This window comes from Shewanella sp. 10N.7 (assembly GCF_020806285.1).
In the GTDB taxonomy this organism is placed as follows: domain Bacteria; phylum Pseudomonadota; class Gammaproteobacteria; order Enterobacterales; family Shewanellaceae; genus Shewanella; species Shewanella electrodiphila.
The window spans coordinates 242085-256713 of the sequence record NZ_JAJGZS010000001.1; the positions used below are offsets into that span (position 1 = coordinate 242085).

The window sequence follows — 14629 nt, forward strand, 5'->3', positions numbered from 1 at the left end:
GCGGCGTTATCTTCACTCTTAATAAAAGCCTTAATCAGGCATATTAATTAAGAGGTTAATCATTAAGCTTCAATACTGCTAAAAACGCTTCTTGTGGTACTTCAACATTACCAACTTGCTTCATGCGCTTTTTACCGTCTTTCTGCTTCTGCAGTAGTTTCTTCTTACGAGAAACATCGCCACCATAACATTTCGCCGTTACGTCTTTACGCATCGCTTTAATGTTTGAACGGGCAATAATCTGACTACCAACAGCCGCTTGAATCGCAATATCAAACATCTGTCTTGGGATAAGTTCTTTCATCTTATCAACAAGTGCTAGACCACGATGACGAATGTTTGAACGGTGAATAACCATTGCTAATGCATCGACGCGATCGCCATTAATCATGATATCTAAGCGCACCATGTCAGCTGGCTCGAAACGAATAAAGTTATATTCGAGTGAAGCGTAACCACGGCTGGTTGATTTTAGGCGATCGAAGAAATCCATAACCACTTCTGCCATAGGCAGTTCGTAAGTCACAGATACTTGATTACCGTGATAAACCATATTGGTTTGAACACCACGCTTTTCAACACATAAAGTAATCACATTACCTAGGTATTCTTTTGGCACCAACATATTCGCTTCAACGATAGGTTCGCGAATTTCTTCAATATTATTAATTGCCGGTAAATCTGATGGATTATCAACATACAGCACTTCACCACGAGTCATTTCAACTTCGTAAACTACTGTTGGTGCTGTGGTAATCAAATCAAGATTATATTCACGCTCTAAACGCTCTTGAATGATCTCCATGTGCAATAAGCCAAGGTAACCAATACGGAAACCAAAACCTAATGCTGAAGAAGATTCAGGTTCGAAGAATAATGACGCATCATTCAAACTTAGTTTATTCAAGGCATCACGGAAGCTTTCAAACTCATCGGTTGAAATTGGGAATACACCCGCGTAAACCTGTGGAGTGACCTTTTTAAAACCAGGAAGTGGCTCTTCTGCGCCATTTTTGGCGTGAGTTAACGTATCACCAACCGGTGCACCATGAATCTCTTTAATACCAGAGATAACAAAGCCAACTTCACCTGCTTTTAATTCAGGTGTATCAGTTTGTTTAGGTGTAAAGATACCTACGCGGTCAGCATTATAATTCTGACCTGTCGACATCACTTTAAATTTGTCACCTTTCTTCAGTACACCATGTTTAATACGTACTAAAGAAACTACACCTAAATAGCTGTCAAACCATGAATCAATAATCAAAGCTTGCAGCGGCGCATCAATATCGCCTTCAGGTGGTGGAATGTCAGAAACAATCGTTTCTAAAACATCTTTGATACCAATACCCGTTTTCGCCGAACAACGAACCGCGTCCATGGCATCAATACCAACAATGTCTTCGATTTCAGCAGCAACGCGATCAGGATCAGCTTGTGGTAAATCAATCTTGTTTAAGATTGGTACCACATCCAGGTCCATTTCAAGGGCGGTATAACAGTTAGCCAGTGTTTGTGCTTCAACGCCTTGTCCAGCATCAACAACTAACAATGCACCTTCACAAGCGGCTAATGAACGTGATACCTCATATGAGAAATCAACATGGCCCGGTGTATCAATGAAGTTCAATTGATAGGTTTCGCCATCATCAGCTTTATAATCGAGCGTAACGCTCTGTGCTTTAATGGTAATACCGCGCTCACGCTCGATATCCATAGAATCAAGTACTTGAGCGGCCATTTCACGGTCTGATAAACCACCACAAAATTGGATAAGGCGATCTGACAAGGTTGATTTGCCGTGATCGATATGAGCAATAACTGAGAAGTTTCTAATGTGTTTCATTTGGATGAAATGACTACTACTAAAATGATGGAAATAATGGTGCCAAATTGTACCTGAATAAGGGGTTAATACCAATCAGAATCAATAGACCGACAGAAATCAGTGTAAAAATAGATAGTTTAAGCGGCAAACTTTAATGTTTTTACAAAGAATTTAGACATTTTTAACCGCGATGTAAACTCACTGCTTGCCCTAAATAAGCGGTTATTACTGGAGTAGAAGACTTTTCTAACTTTGCTGCTTGCTGTTTGCCAGCAAACCAAGCACTCACTCCGCCCAATGCAGCGAAAAACATTGAACTATAATCAGCATTAACATTGAGTAAATCACCAAGCCACAAACCCATTGCTGCGCCCATAAACAAACCGAACAGCGGCACAATATAAACAAGCACAGCCGCTTTTATAATAACGCTCTCCGGTAAAGCTAATTTGAGTAAATCACCCACTTCGCAAGGTTTTTCGCTCATCAATGAAAACCGCTGCCGCTTGACTGAAAACGCTTTTGCTACCGTCGAAGTACCGCAGTTCTCACTGCTAGAACAATGATTACAAGCACTTTTCAATTCAATTTCTACGGTTACCCAACCATCAGGATCATAAGCTGTGACAGTTGCCACCTCTTCCAGCATCGATTTTGATAATGCGGGTTGCGGCGGCGTTGAAGGAGTTTGAGTTGAAGGCGTATCTGACATGCTAGATAGTTACTTCAAAATGAGACTTTTAGCAATACGATTTAGAGTTTCTGCTGGCACTTTACCCACAGCGACCACTTCAACGTTTCCTACTTGCTCAACGACCATAGATAAGCCATTGCGGGTAATAAGTTCATCTGGCATTGGGCTGTCACCCATGCGCGCAACATAAACCGAAATATTCACTAAACCGTCGCTTAAAGCAATATATTCAACTGATTCATCACTGCCAATTAAACGATGGTGATCTTTTACCACCATATGAAAACCTGCAGGTAACCAACTGAACTCCCAGTTCTGGCCTTTAATGCGCTCAGCAGGATTCATTACTGCCGGTAAACCTTGTTTTTCCGCTTCGATTAAAATTTTCGCAGGCTCGTTAAGTTCAAGTAACTCAATGACCATCATTTGTTCGATCAATTGTTTTTCTTGATTCACCATGTCATATCGAAGTGGTAAACGTGTGTCCATATCAATCCACACTTGCGACATAAAGCGATTATCATCTACGGGAATAATACGGATCATCTGACCTGGACGGCCAGCGATTCTGCTGCGACCACCTAAGACAAACTGATAACCTTGCTCTAAAGAGCTAACATCAGTTGCAAAAATAGTTGGCCAAACACCTTGAATGCGAGGAGCGTTTATACTGTAAGCGGGTTGGTCGTGCTCAATAAAAGTGACAGTATCAGCAACTCTTACTGCATTTTTAGGTGGACCATTGAGGTATTCTAAAAAGGCAACTTCTTTATCATTCACCGTACCATGAAGATAAACTAATGGACGAATATGGTCTGCTTGAAGCTGAATAATAGAGGATTTGTACTGTTTGGTTTGTAGCGCTTGGCTCATACTTTCAAGCCAAGCTTTTGCAGACATTTCTTCTTCAGCAATACTTTCAGTATTGCTATTGGCAAATGTAGGAAATGCCAATACAACAAGGGCTAACAGGATTAGACGCAAGCTAACTCCAAATTATTTATTAACGTTTTGTTCAATAGCGTCATTGTGCTGCACAACGACACCTGAATTCAACCTTTGTTGTAGCATATGGTCTTGAATATAAGAATTAATTCTACGACGTTGCTCAACAACATTGTCATTACTAACGCTAGATTGATTCTGCACTGCGCCAGTTTGTAAACTCACAGGAGAAGCGGTACCCACTAATGGACGCGTGTTTAACACAGGTAATGGTGAATCAGCGTTTTGGTCTTGACCGTAATTTTGTACACCGACAATAGCAACCATAGCGACAGTAGCAGCAATTGCATATTGGCCAAATTGCTTAAAGAAAGGCACAACATTGTCTTTCTTAGTCTCAGTAGTAGCCACTTTGGCATCATGAGTTGACGTAGTTTCAGTTTGAGGCGCGATAATCGCAGGTTCTAATTCAATTGCTGCTGCAATGTTTGCAGTAAGATCTAAATCAATTGTCTGCGGTAACTCACCACGCATAGCATCACCAATCATATGATAGTTTTGCCACTGTTTGTGTGAGTTTTCGTCTGCTGACAGTTCCGCTAATGTTTTAGCATCTACTTCGCCGTCAACTGCTGATGAAACCCATTCTTGACCTGATTTAAGCATTTTTCACCTGTGTCAATAAAGACTATTACTGTTCCAGCAAAGGCTGGAGTTTTTTATCGATTGATTCCCTAGCTCGGAAGATTCTTGATCTTACCGTTCCAACAGGACAATCCATGATATTGGCAATATCTTCGTAACTCATACCATCAAGTTCACGAAGTGATATTGCAATCTTCAATTCTTCTGGCAACGTTTCTAAGGTTTCAAAAATCACCTTATTAATTTCATCCGACAAAACTAAACGTTCTGGAGATGCAAATTCTTTTAACGCATCACTGCCTTCGTAGTATTCAGCTTCTTCTGCATCAACACTGTTAGCCGGTGTTTTTCTGCTCTGAGAAACCAAATGGTTTTTTGCAGTGTTTACTGCAATTCGGTACAACCAAGTGTAAAACGCACTTTCACCACGAAAATTAGGTAATGCACGATAAGCTTTAATAAAGGCTTCTTGTGCCACATCGGCGATGTCAGCTTGATTTCGAATATAACGTGATATCAAGCTCATTACTTTATTTTGGTACTTCTGAACTAACAGATTAAATGCGTTTTTGTCACCGCGTTGTACACGCTCAACTAACTGTTGATCACTTATTTGTCCACTCATCCGAGCCGACTACTCCTAAATCTATAATACTGATTTCTCAGTCGCTCGAATCATATTCACAATAAAGTAGACTCGCATGCTTTGAAAAAGTTCGATATTGAATGAAAAAAATTTAATTTTTTATAAAAAATGGCTAAATATCGCTTAATAGTAATGTCTCAGTACCCAATAAAGCGGTTTTGTTTTACCATTATAGAACCATATTAAGTCATCCATGATACCTTATGAAACAAGCAGTTGAACACCAATCTGATATTTTGGTTATAGGTAGTGGCGCAGCCGGGTTAACGCTGGCACTCCATCTAGCTGAAAAGTCTAAAGTTATTCTTCTTTCTAAAGGGCCGTTAGCTGAAGGCTCAACCTACTATGCCCAAGGCGGAATCGCTTCTGTATTTGATGAATCGGATACAATTGAGTCCCATGTAAGCGACACCTTGATTGCTGGTGCGGGCCTTTGTGACAAAGAAGTGGTGACTTATACTGCCGAAAATGCCAAAGCTTCAATGAAATGGCTAATTCAATGTGGTGTCGCTTTTGATAAGGAAGAAACTCCTGACGGCGATCAAAGCACAGCGCCTTATCATCTTACGCGCGAAGGCGGACATAGCCATCGTCGAATTTTGCATTCTGCTGATGCCACAGGCAAAGCGGTGCAAACGACTTTACAAGATCAAGCATTAGCGCATCCAAACATCCAAGTCTTAGAGCGTTATAATGCAATTGACCTTATTACGACTCGTAAATTAAACCGACCGGGTAACCGCGTTGTCGGTGCCTACGTTTGGAATCGAGACGCTGAGCATGTAGAAACTGTCACTGCAAAGTTTGTTGCAATCGCTACAGGCGGTAGTTCCAAAGTTTATCAGTATACTTCTAACCCTGATATTGCCAGCGGCGATGGTATTGCTATGGCTTGGCGCGCGGGTTGTCGTGTAGCCAATATGGAATTTAATCAATTTCATCCAACCTGTTTATACCATGCAGATGCGCGTAATTACTTATTAACTGAAGCATTACGCGGCGAAGGAGCATACCTTAAACGTCCCGATGGTAGTCGGTTTATGCCAGAGTTTGACGAGAGAGCCGAGCTTGCGCCTCGTGATATCGTCGCACGCGCCATCGATTATGAAATGAAGCGCTTAGGTGCTGATTGTTTATATCTTGATATCAGCCATAAACCTGCAGATTTCGTGATAAAGCACTTCCCTACTATTCATAAACGCTGTTTAGAATTTGGCATAGATATCACTACAGACCCAATTCCAGTGGTGCCTGCTGCGCATTATACTTGTGGTGGGATCATGACTGACTTACATGGTCAAACTGACATTAATGGCTTATACGCCATTGGCGAAGTAGCTTATACAGGTCTTCATGGTGCAAACCGGCTAGCAAGTAATTCATTATTGGAATGCCTCGTCTTTGCACGCGCGGCTGCACATGACATAGAAAGCTTGTTAACAAAAATCCCAACGCCTGGCCCTGTCCCTCATTGGGATGAAAGCAAAGTAAGCAACTCAGATGAAGAAGTCGTCATTGCCCATAACTGGCACGAACTGAGATTATTCATGTGGGATTATGTCGGAATTGTAAGAACCGACAAACGCTTAGAGCGTGCTTTACGTCGCTGCGCTATGTTGCAACAAGAGATCCAAGAGTATTACAGCAACTTCAGAGTCAGTAATAACTTACTGGAATTAAGGAACTTGGTTCAAGTGGCTGAATTAATTATTCGCTGCGCAATGGAGCGAAAGGAAAGTCGAGGGTTGCACTATAATGCTGATTATCCGCAACAATTAGAAAATCCGCAGCCGACCATCTTACAACCTGAAAGATAACGATTGATAGAGACGATTGAGATAGCTCCTGAGAAATGTCAGGAGCTATAATTTGATCATTGCGCTAGCAATATTAATTGTCTTGATTTCGTTTAAGTTTGTTTAATTGCCGACAAAGTTGTCGGTAATCTTTATCCGTGAGCATGTCGCTCCACACTATCAACAATTGCCTTTTCTTCTTTTTTGAACTTGATGATTCAAACTCAATAAACATCACACAAGCAAACACTGTCACGATAGCTGAGCGCCAAACGACAAAAGCATCATGATCAAGTGTTCCATCTCCCGTTTCAGAAAGGTATAAATCACAACGTTGCCGCCTAAGCTGCTTTATATGCCAAATGAAGAAGGCTGTGACCGCTAACAAGGTTAAACCACGCAATATACTCAAACCAACAAAGTGGCTTACAGGCCACAACAGAAAACTGGTTAAGCAAACACAAATGAGGACAATATGAGAGAGGAACTGGTTAAAAGAGGCGCTTAAAGTTACATGCACAGGTTAAGCGCCATTTCTTACTTGATACAGCATTAATAAGATAGGCAAAATAGAGATTCTATTTTTATTGACACAGTTAAGGCTGAGGACGGCCACGTACTGTATTTACCATTTCACGCATCGCGTTATTAGGGCACACTTCATGGCCCATAAACCATGCAAATAGCTCTGGATCTTCACAAGCGAGTAGATCAATAAAGGTTTGTTTATCAATATCAGAAAGCGCTTCGTAATGTGCATCTACAAACGGCTGAAACAGGACATCTAACTCGAGCATCCCTCTACGACATGCCCAGCGAACTCTAGCAATATTCATTAATTCCAACGCACTTCTCCTAACATCTTCTGAGGATATTTTATCTTTGATGTGAACTACGGTGTTCAACATCTTGTACCTGTGGATCAACACCTGCGAACAAATCAGTAAAATCAGTTTCTAATAACCGCTTAACTGCCGGGTGTTGGATCATCCGTTCGGCAAACATAACGTGATATTCTTCTTTAATATCGTCTGTTTCACCAATTAAAACCATACCTTGTGAGAGTATATCATGACGATAAATTGATGGAGCAACAAATATACCACGCTTAAACAGTCCAAACGCTTTCATCATCGCTGCATCGTCAAACTCACCTAATATGCTTACATCGAGATTTTTTTCAGCAAACCACCTATGTAGCTGCTGCCCAAGAGATGTCCTCTTACCTGGGATTAATAGCTTTTCTTGTTCTAAGCATGCAGGGAAATCTAATGAGGGTTTTGAAGCAGCAAAAAAACTAATACCACACTCACCGAGCTTCTTAGATAAAATCTCAGGATATTTAAGTGATTCACCTGCTGAGTCAGACAAAATCATATCTAATTTGTGTTCACGTAAGCGCTGAATCAAGTTTTCATGGGTAGATTCATAACAACTCAAATGCATCGAGCCATCATTAGGGATCACTGTTAACAGCACACGGCTAGCTAAAGCTTTAGACAAAGCTGCAGCAAACCCAACTTCAAATAATATTGATTCATCTTTATGATAAGCCAATAAATCTAGCATCTCATAGCTGAGGCTAAACATTTTATCAGCATAGCGAAAAATTAATTCGCCTAATTCGGTGGGTTCTAATGAACGGCCTACGCGATTGAATAAACTGCCATTTAGGCGTTCTTCTAAAGCGCGAATTTGACCTGTAATCGTTTGCGGAGCGAGACATAAAGCTTCGGCGGCCTTAGCCACCGAACCTTTTTTTCTAACCATCCAAAAATAATATAGATGGTTATAATTTAAATGTTGCATGCATATAAACCAGCTAAGAAAGATGGTTTATTTTAATCGCTGACAGTCCAACAAGCTATCAATTAATATCGACAACTCGCTTAAGTTGTTAACGTTTTTAGCAGCAGTTTGTTCCTGAATAGCTAAAACGATATCATCTTTATGCGGTTTTCTGTCAGCACAAAAACTGCGGTTAGCCTCTTGATAACGCTTACCAGCTCGATACTTAAGTGCACGAGACTCATATCCATCATCAGCTTCTAAACGACTACCTGACGCATCAGTGTGATACATCAAAGCGCCATCAACAACGCCATCTAAATAGCTTTTACATTCGTTTGATTCAACGCTTGTTTGACATACGTTAAACGAAGTAGCTTGGGCTGGCATGGTAACCACGCCCATTGCTAGAGCTAACATCAACAGTTTTATTTTCATTATATGCTCCAGCCCTATTTTGCTTTAGCTTTAGGAAGCACTTTATCAAGCCATACATAACCAATAACAGCAGCTAGCATAGATCCCATTAGGATACCTAAACGGGCAAAGTCACCTAAATGCTCAGGGGCTGATTCGAATGCAAGTGAAGAAATAAACACTGACATTGTGAAACCAATACCACACATGATAGAGACTGGAATAATTTGATTCCAAGTAATACCAGGTGGTAGTTCAGCCCATTTTAGTTTTACAGCAGTATAACTGAACAATAATACACCTACTGGCTTACCAAGCAGCAGACCTAGGATAATACCGATAGTTACAGGCTCAGCCAATGAAGTGATGCTCATTCCTGATAGCGATAATCCAGCATTAGCAAATGCGAACACAGGTAAAATGAAGAATGTGCTCCATGGGTGTAAGCTATGCTCTAAGTGTTCAGATGGTGAAGACCCATCTTTAGCACGTAAAGGAATACAGAAAGCAATAATCACACCTGCTAATGTCGCATGCACACCAGATTTAAGAACAGCAACCCATAGAATCACACCTAATAAACCGTATGGGATTAATGAACTAACGCCCTTACGATTCAATGCAACCATCAATGAAATTGAAATTGCTGCAACGATTAAGCTCGTCATTGATAAATCAGCACTGTAGAACAGAGCGATAATCACGATCACACCTAAATCGTCCATAATAGCTAACGCTAATAAGAACACTTTCAGTGCAACAGGAACACGGCTGCCTAATAAAGCCATGATACCAAGAGCAAATGCAATATCAGTCGCAGCAGGAATTGCCCAACCAACTTGCGTCACAGGATCTGAATAGTTGAATGCCAGATAGAATAAAGCAGGGAATACCATGCCGCCGATAGCAGCAAAAGTAGGTAAAGATGCTTTGGCAACACTTGAAAGTGCACCTTCTAATAGTTCACGCTTTACTTCTAAACCAATAAGTAAGAAGAATAGAGCCATTAGTCCGTCGTTAATCCATAATAATAATGGCTTATCAATATCTAATGAACCCACACGCACTTGGACTTCTGTATCAAGGAAACCACTGTATAAACCCGCTAATGGCGAATTTGCCATTATCATAGCCAGTGCTACAGAGATCATTAAAATGATACCCCCTGCAGATTCTTGACTTAAGAAATTCTTAATTGCACGTTCCATATATAACTCCATAAAAAACAATTATTATCAGTCTATCGGATTTTCTCAAACAATCATAATCGTTAGTTTCGCTCTTATAGCTCGGTTTTTCCGATGTGTTAATCAACTTTTACAGCACCAAGTCACAACATGAAAGCCAATTGAGACTCAGATCTACGTTTGAGTGGAAGTTTGCACACAAAACAGAAATAAGCGCATATTTATTTAACTGAGCAATAATCGTGCGCTTGACGAAATTAAATACAATGAACTGAATTAGTAACTAATAAAATAACAATACGCTAGTTTAGTTTTTACACAAGAATATTAGACTAGTGCAATATAGCTTGTGGTTTTAGTCACATTTCATACTAACTAAAACTGATTGCATAACTATTAAAATATTTTAAGAAAACGATCATCTTTAGCTAAGAGCTAAGGCTTGTTATTTTTCACTTAGGTTACTTTGTTGGGAAAAGCCATCTTTCACACGATACATTTAAGCATCAAATGTAGATGACTTATTTTTTGTTGACATGGAAGCACAAGTTAAGTGCTGCTTGGTCAGTATTAGCACTAATGATTTTAAATGAATGAACCCATTTAAAATGAGTTCATCAGTCTTAGATATTTAATTTTTGGCTATGGAAGCATTTCGCTAACTATACTGAGAAGGGATATTTTATCGCTTCATGGTGTTGATAGCCCACCACTTCAAAATCATCCATTGTTACCCAAGTTTCAAGATCTTTCAGGGTTTTAATCTTAGGATTAATCTTAAGTTGTGGTGACGGGAAAGGTTCACGCGTCAATTGCTCATTTTTCATTAAGTCTAATTGGTCTTCATAGATATGAGCATTGATAATTTTGTGATAAGCCATTCCAGGCTTATTGCCAGTAATCTGCGCCATCAACGCAAGAAAGGTATAAACTTGAATTTGATTAAAGTTGAGTCCAAGCGGCACATCACAAGAACGCTGGTAGCTGGTTAAATAAAGCGTGTCGCCTAATAATGAAAAGGTGTGAGTGTGCATGCATGGACGCAAACAGCCCATATCAAATTCACCAGGGTTATAGAATGTGATAATTTCACCACGGTCATCCACACCTTTAGATAAGTTATCAACGATTTTAGCTAGTTGATCAACAGTACCACCAGAGGTTTTCTGCCAGCGACGGCCTTGAACGCCATACACACGACCCATATCGTCTTCCCCTTTACGATGTGGGTTAGCTAGCCAACTCTGATTATCATTCGAATTCATGTCCCAAGTTTTGGTTCCTAAAGCACGAAAATCAGCGGCACTATCATAACCTCTGATATAGCCAATTAGCTCTGCAATTGCAGACTTCCAATAACTTTTTCGAGTTGTAATAATAGGAAATTGGTTATTCTTGACGTCATATTGCAAATCAGCATTAATCACGGTTAAACAGCGCTTCCCTGTTCGTTCGTTTTCAATCCAATGACCGTTATCGACGATGTTCTGACAAAGATCTAAATACTGACGCATTCTTCATTCCTATTATTATAAGGTTCAACCCACCAACAAATGTCAAAAGTGACGTTCACATAGGGACTGTCGGCAAAAAACAATGATACCAATAAATCTACACCGATAAAGCCATTTTTATTCCAACAATCATCAAAAGCCCGGCAAAAACTCGCTTTAAAATTGGTGTAGGCCAAGTACTTGCAGCTTTAACACCCAATGGCGCGATTAACATTGAACTGATAATAATCCCTGCCAATGCGGGAAGATAAATAAAGCCAAATGTCCCTTCAGGCAAATCAGTAACCTTCATACCGGCGATGATGTAGCCTGTTGTACCTGATATTGCAATCAAACAACCTGTCACAGATGAAAATCCAACCGCTTGCCGCATTTGCAAACCACAAAAAGTTAAAAAAGGTACCAGTAAAACACCGCCACCAATTCCCATTAACCCAGCAATGATGGCTATTAATGTGGAAACTAAAAATAGCACCACAAACTTCGGTGTTTGTTTATTCGCTTTAGGTTTAAAGGGAAATGCCATTTGTATTGCCATTAACACTACAAACACGGCAAAAGCACGTTGCAGATCATCAGAAGCAATTTGTTCAGAGATAAAACCTGAAGCTAGTGCGCCAATTAATATACCTGGCAACATAGGTTTAAACAGCGTCCAAGGCACATTGCCTCTTTTATTATGCGCAACAGCAGAAGAAAGCGAGGTTAAAATGATCGAAGCGAGTGAAGTCGCAATAGCTACATGGGTGAGTTGGCTTGATTCAACACCGACCCATGGCAAGAGATATATAAGTGCTGGGACAATAATTAAGCCGCCACCGATCCCCAGTAACCCAGCCATAAAACCTACGAAGCCGCCAAGTACTAGGCATATAGAAAAAACCAATAAAATATTGTCCACAGTAAAACCTTATCCGTGTAAAAGCAGAACTTAATGCAAGATTGATATTAAATCGTGTTCATTAAGGTATTCGTTGAGTAAGAGGCGTACCTGTTCTCCATTAGATAAAGTCAGTGCTTTATCTAATAAAAGTTCAAGAGACTGCTTATCAATTCGTCTTAGTAAGTAGTTGATCCTTGCGATACTGCCTTGGTTCATACTCAACTTTTGGTATCCCATTGCAACTAATAGCAAAGCGCCCATGGGCTCTCCAGCTAATTCGCCACAAATACTGGCATCTAAACGATAGCGATTACAATCGGTAATCGTCCATTTTAACGCTCTTAATACCCCAGGATGAAAACTATCAAACAAAGGGCTAACACTGGGATTATTTCTATCTACTGCAAGTAAATATTGGGTTAAATCATTACTGCCCACAGACACAAAATCGACACGCTTGGCAACATCTTCTAATTGGAATAATAATGAAGGGACTTCTAACATGACGCCGATTTTAGGCTTAGGAATACTTCTATTTAATTCTTCAGTAATCTCACTAAAAGCCTGCTCTAGATACAGTAAAGTACGATCAATTTCATCTAGATTACTGACCATTGGCAGTAAGATTTTCAACTGTGCAGAATCTGCATTAGCGGTTAGCATTGCGCGCAATTGCATTAAAAACAATTCTGGGTGATCTAAAGATAATCGAATGCCGCGCCAACCCAAAAATGGATTATCTTCATTAATCGGGAAATATGGTAACGGTTTATCGCCGCCAACATCAAGAGTACGCATGACGACAGGTCTATCGCGAGCAGCTGACAAAACCTGTTTATAGACATGCACCTGTTCTACTTCACTTGGAAAGCGCTGATGCAACATAAAAGGAATTTCAGTACGGTACAGCCCAATGCCATCAGCCCCTTCTGCCATATCAGTACTCAAGCCACTTAATAAACCTGCATTTAGATACAACTGTATACGGTGACCATCGAGTGTTTGTGCTGGTAAAGATAACTCAGCAGAGAACTGACGTTGCTGCGCCTGGTTTTCTGAAATGAGCGTGTAATACTCGTGAAGCACTGCATCTGATGGATCGACCAACAGCTGGCCACTGTTGGCATTTAAAACGAGTTTTTTATCATCAATGTTAGCAGCTAGTACTTGATCAGCACCCACAATTGCGGGAACACCCAAAGCGCGAGCAAGAATTGCTGCATGGGCGTTCACGCCGCCAAGTTCGGTCACAATACCTGCGAGTTTTCCACGCGGAAACTCAGCCAATAACGTGGCATCGACTTCTTTAGCGACTAAAATAACGGGTTTTGCAGGGGCTAGGTCTAATTTATCAGGCTCAATAAGTTGGCGAAGTACCTTTTGGCCTAATTCACGGATATCACTGGCTCTTTCCTTAAGGTAAGGATCTTCCATTGCCATGAATTGCTCAATATAACGCATTGACACACGGCTTACTGCAGACTCTGCTTGCCAGCCTTGTTCTACTTCACGTAAGTATTCGCCACCTAAACTTGCTTCATTGAGTAGTAGTTGCAAAGCTGAAAATATCGAAGCGATATCGTCTACTTTTTCGCGATCAAAACGTTGAGACAATGTGCTAATAATGTCACTACAGCGCTGCATCGCGGTCTTTAATCTTTGTAACTCTTTTTCAGTATCAGAAGATTTACGCTCATCTTGAACTAGCGAGATTTCGCCACCTAAAACAAACGCATCTGCGATTGCAATGCCCTTAGATGCGCTTGTGCCTTTAAACACAACTTGCTGCTGAACGTTACTGATAGCCGCTTTATTTTTTAAGCTGCGCACCACAACGGCTAGTTGCGCGGCAAGTGTCATTAAAAAAGCTTCTTCATTTTCACTAAATTGTCTTGGCTGTGGCTGTTGCACCACGATAACCCCGACGACTTGCTTTTGAAAAATGATCGGCACAGCAAGAAAAGCACGATACTCTTCTTCCTCAACTTCTGGGAAAAATTTAAAACGATGATGAGACTTTGCATCGGCAAGATTAACCGCTTCTTCCTTTTCAGCAGCTAAGCCAACTAATCCTTCAGATAAAGGCATTTTTACACTATTGATGGCTGCACTAGCAAGTCCATCGGTTGCAGAAAGCACAAGATGTTGTTGCTCAAGAATATAGATTGAGCAGCATTGTGTTTGCATCGCTAACTTAGTTTGCGACACTAACACATTTAATGCTGATTCAAGGCTGCTGGCTCCTGCAACAGCTTGAGTGATATCCCTGAGCGTGTTTAACACTTT

14 protein-coding genes are annotated in these 14629 nt (G+C 40.6%); 1 reads left to right on the forward strand and 13 read right to left on the reverse strand.

What is annotated here, in order from left to right; all coding sequences use genetic code 11:
- Positions 1 to 55: 55 nt before the first annotated feature.
- From lepA to rpoE, 5 genes are all read right to left on the reverse strand, one after another.
- A complete protein-coding gene (lepA, locus tag LMH66_RS01025; RefSeq protein ID WP_102529695.1) occupies positions 56 to 1846 on the reverse strand; it encodes a translation elongation factor 4 in 1791 nt (596 codons plus the stop codon).
- Between the two features lie 163 nt (positions 1847 to 2009).
- Complete coding sequence (locus tag LMH66_RS01030; RefSeq protein ID WP_229368156.1) at positions 2010 to 2477, reverse strand: SoxR reducing system RseC family protein; 468 nt, start codon at positions 2475 to 2477, stop codon at positions 2010 to 2012.
- Positions 2478 to 2549: 72 nt separating this feature from the next.
- Entirely contained in the window at positions 2550 to 3506 is a 957-nt protein-coding gene (locus tag LMH66_RS01035) for a MucB/RseB C-terminal domain-containing protein (protein WP_229367770.1), read from the reverse strand.
- 12 nt (positions 3507 to 3518) lie between these two features.
- Positions 3519 to 4133, reverse strand: a complete 615-nt coding sequence (locus tag LMH66_RS01040) for a sigma-E factor negative regulatory protein (protein WP_102529697.1) — start codon at positions 4131 to 4133, stop codon at positions 3519 to 3521.
- A gap of 25 nt (positions 4134 to 4158) precedes the next feature.
- Complete coding sequence (gene rpoE, locus LMH66_RS01045; protein ID WP_102529698.1) at positions 4159 to 4737, reverse strand: RNA polymerase sigma factor RpoE; 579 nt, start codon at positions 4735 to 4737, stop codon at positions 4159 to 4161.
- 224 nt (positions 4738 to 4961) lie between these two features.
- Here rpoE and nadB point away from each other — a divergent pair, with 224 nt between their 5' ends.
- Entirely contained in the window at positions 4962 to 6575 is a 1614-nt protein-coding gene (gene nadB / locus LMH66_RS01050) for an L-aspartate oxidase (protein ID WP_229367773.1), read from the forward strand.
- A 73-nt stretch (positions 6576 to 6648) separates the two neighbouring features.
- Here nadB and LMH66_RS01055 read toward each other — a convergent pair whose 3' ends face one another.
- From LMH66_RS01055 to ptsP, 8 genes are all read right to left on the reverse strand, one after another.
- Entirely contained in the window at positions 6649 to 7074 is a 426-nt protein-coding gene (locus LMH66_RS01055) for a protein YgfX (RefSeq protein ID WP_229367775.1), read from the reverse strand.
- Positions 7075 to 7150: 76 nt separating this feature from the next.
- The gene (locus LMH66_RS01060) at positions 7151 to 7399 is read right to left on the reverse strand and encodes a succinate dehydrogenase assembly factor 2 (RefSeq protein ID WP_229367777.1); all 249 of its coding nucleotides are present in this window, start codon (positions 7397 to 7399) and stop codon (positions 7151 to 7153) included.
- A 31-nt stretch (positions 7400 to 7430) separates the two neighbouring features.
- Complete coding sequence (gene nhaR / locus LMH66_RS01065; RefSeq protein WP_102529702.1) at positions 7431 to 8363, reverse strand: transcriptional activator NhaR; 933 nt, start codon at positions 8361 to 8363, stop codon at positions 7431 to 7433.
- A gap of 27 nt (positions 8364 to 8390) precedes the next feature.
- Positions 8391 to 8732 carry a hypothetical protein gene (locus tag LMH66_RS01070; RefSeq protein ID WP_371997779.1) on the reverse strand — a complete coding sequence of 114 codons (342 nt, stop codon included), beginning with the start codon at positions 8730 to 8732 and terminating at the stop codon, positions 8391 to 8393.
- A 62-nt stretch (positions 8733 to 8794) separates the two neighbouring features.
- The gene (nhaA, locus tag LMH66_RS01075; protein WP_229367780.1) at positions 8795 to 9967 is read right to left on the reverse strand and encodes a Na+/H+ antiporter NhaA; all 1173 of its coding nucleotides are present in this window, start codon (positions 9965 to 9967) and stop codon (positions 8795 to 8797) included.
- 641 nt (positions 9968 to 10608) lie between these two features.
- Positions 10609 to 11460 (reverse strand): thymidylate synthase, encoded by an 852-nt coding sequence (locus LMH66_RS01080; protein WP_102529705.1) that lies wholly within the window; start codon positions 11458 to 11460, stop codon positions 10609 to 10611.
- Positions 11461 to 11557: 97 nt separating this feature from the next.
- A complete protein-coding gene (locus tag LMH66_RS01085; RefSeq protein ID WP_102529706.1) occupies positions 11558 to 12361 on the reverse strand; it encodes a sulfite exporter TauE/SafE family protein in 804 nt (267 codons plus the stop codon).
- A 30-nt stretch (positions 12362 to 12391) separates the two neighbouring features.
- A complete protein-coding gene (gene ptsP, locus LMH66_RS01090) occupies positions 12392 to 14626 on the reverse strand; it encodes a phosphoenolpyruvate--protein phosphotransferase (protein ID WP_229367782.1) in 2235 nt (744 codons plus the stop codon).
- Positions 14627 to 14629: the final 3 nt, after the last annotated feature.

Excerpts from the sequence above, each read along its gene's own strand:
- LMH66_RS01030 (WP_229368156.1), bottom strand. The coding sequence starts at position 2,477 with ATGCTGGAAGAGGTGGCAACTGTCACAGCTTATGATCCTGATGGTTGG.
- LMH66_RS01070 (WP_371997779.1), bottom strand. The coding sequence starts at position 8,732 with ATGCCAGCCCAAGCTACTTCGTTTAACGTATGTCAAACAAGCGTTGAA.
- lepA (WP_102529695.1), bottom strand. The coding sequence starts at position 1,846 with ATGAAACACATTAGAAACTTCTCAGTTATTGCTCATATCGATCACGGC.
- nadB (WP_229367773.1), top strand. The coding sequence starts at position 4,962 with ATGAAACAAGCAGTTGAACACCAATCTGATATTTTGGTTATAGGTAGT.
- nhaA (WP_229367780.1), bottom strand. The coding sequence starts at position 9,967 with ATGGAACGTGCAATTAAGAATTTCTTAAGTCAAGAATCTGCAGGGGGT.
- LMH66_RS01040 (WP_102529697.1), bottom strand. The coding sequence starts at position 4,133 with ATGCTTAAATCAGGTCAAGAATGGGTTTCATCAGCAGTTGACGGCGAA.
- LMH66_RS01080 (WP_102529705.1), bottom strand. The coding sequence starts at position 11,460 with ATGCGTCAGTATTTAGATCTTTGTCAGAACATCGTCGATAACGGTCAT.
- rpoE (WP_102529698.1), bottom strand. The coding sequence starts at position 4,737 with ATGAGTGGACAAATAAGTGATCAACAGTTAGTTGAGCGTGTACAACGC.
- nhaR (WP_102529702.1), bottom strand. The coding sequence starts at position 8,363 with ATGCAACATTTAAATTATAACCATCTATATTATTTTTGGATGGTTAGA.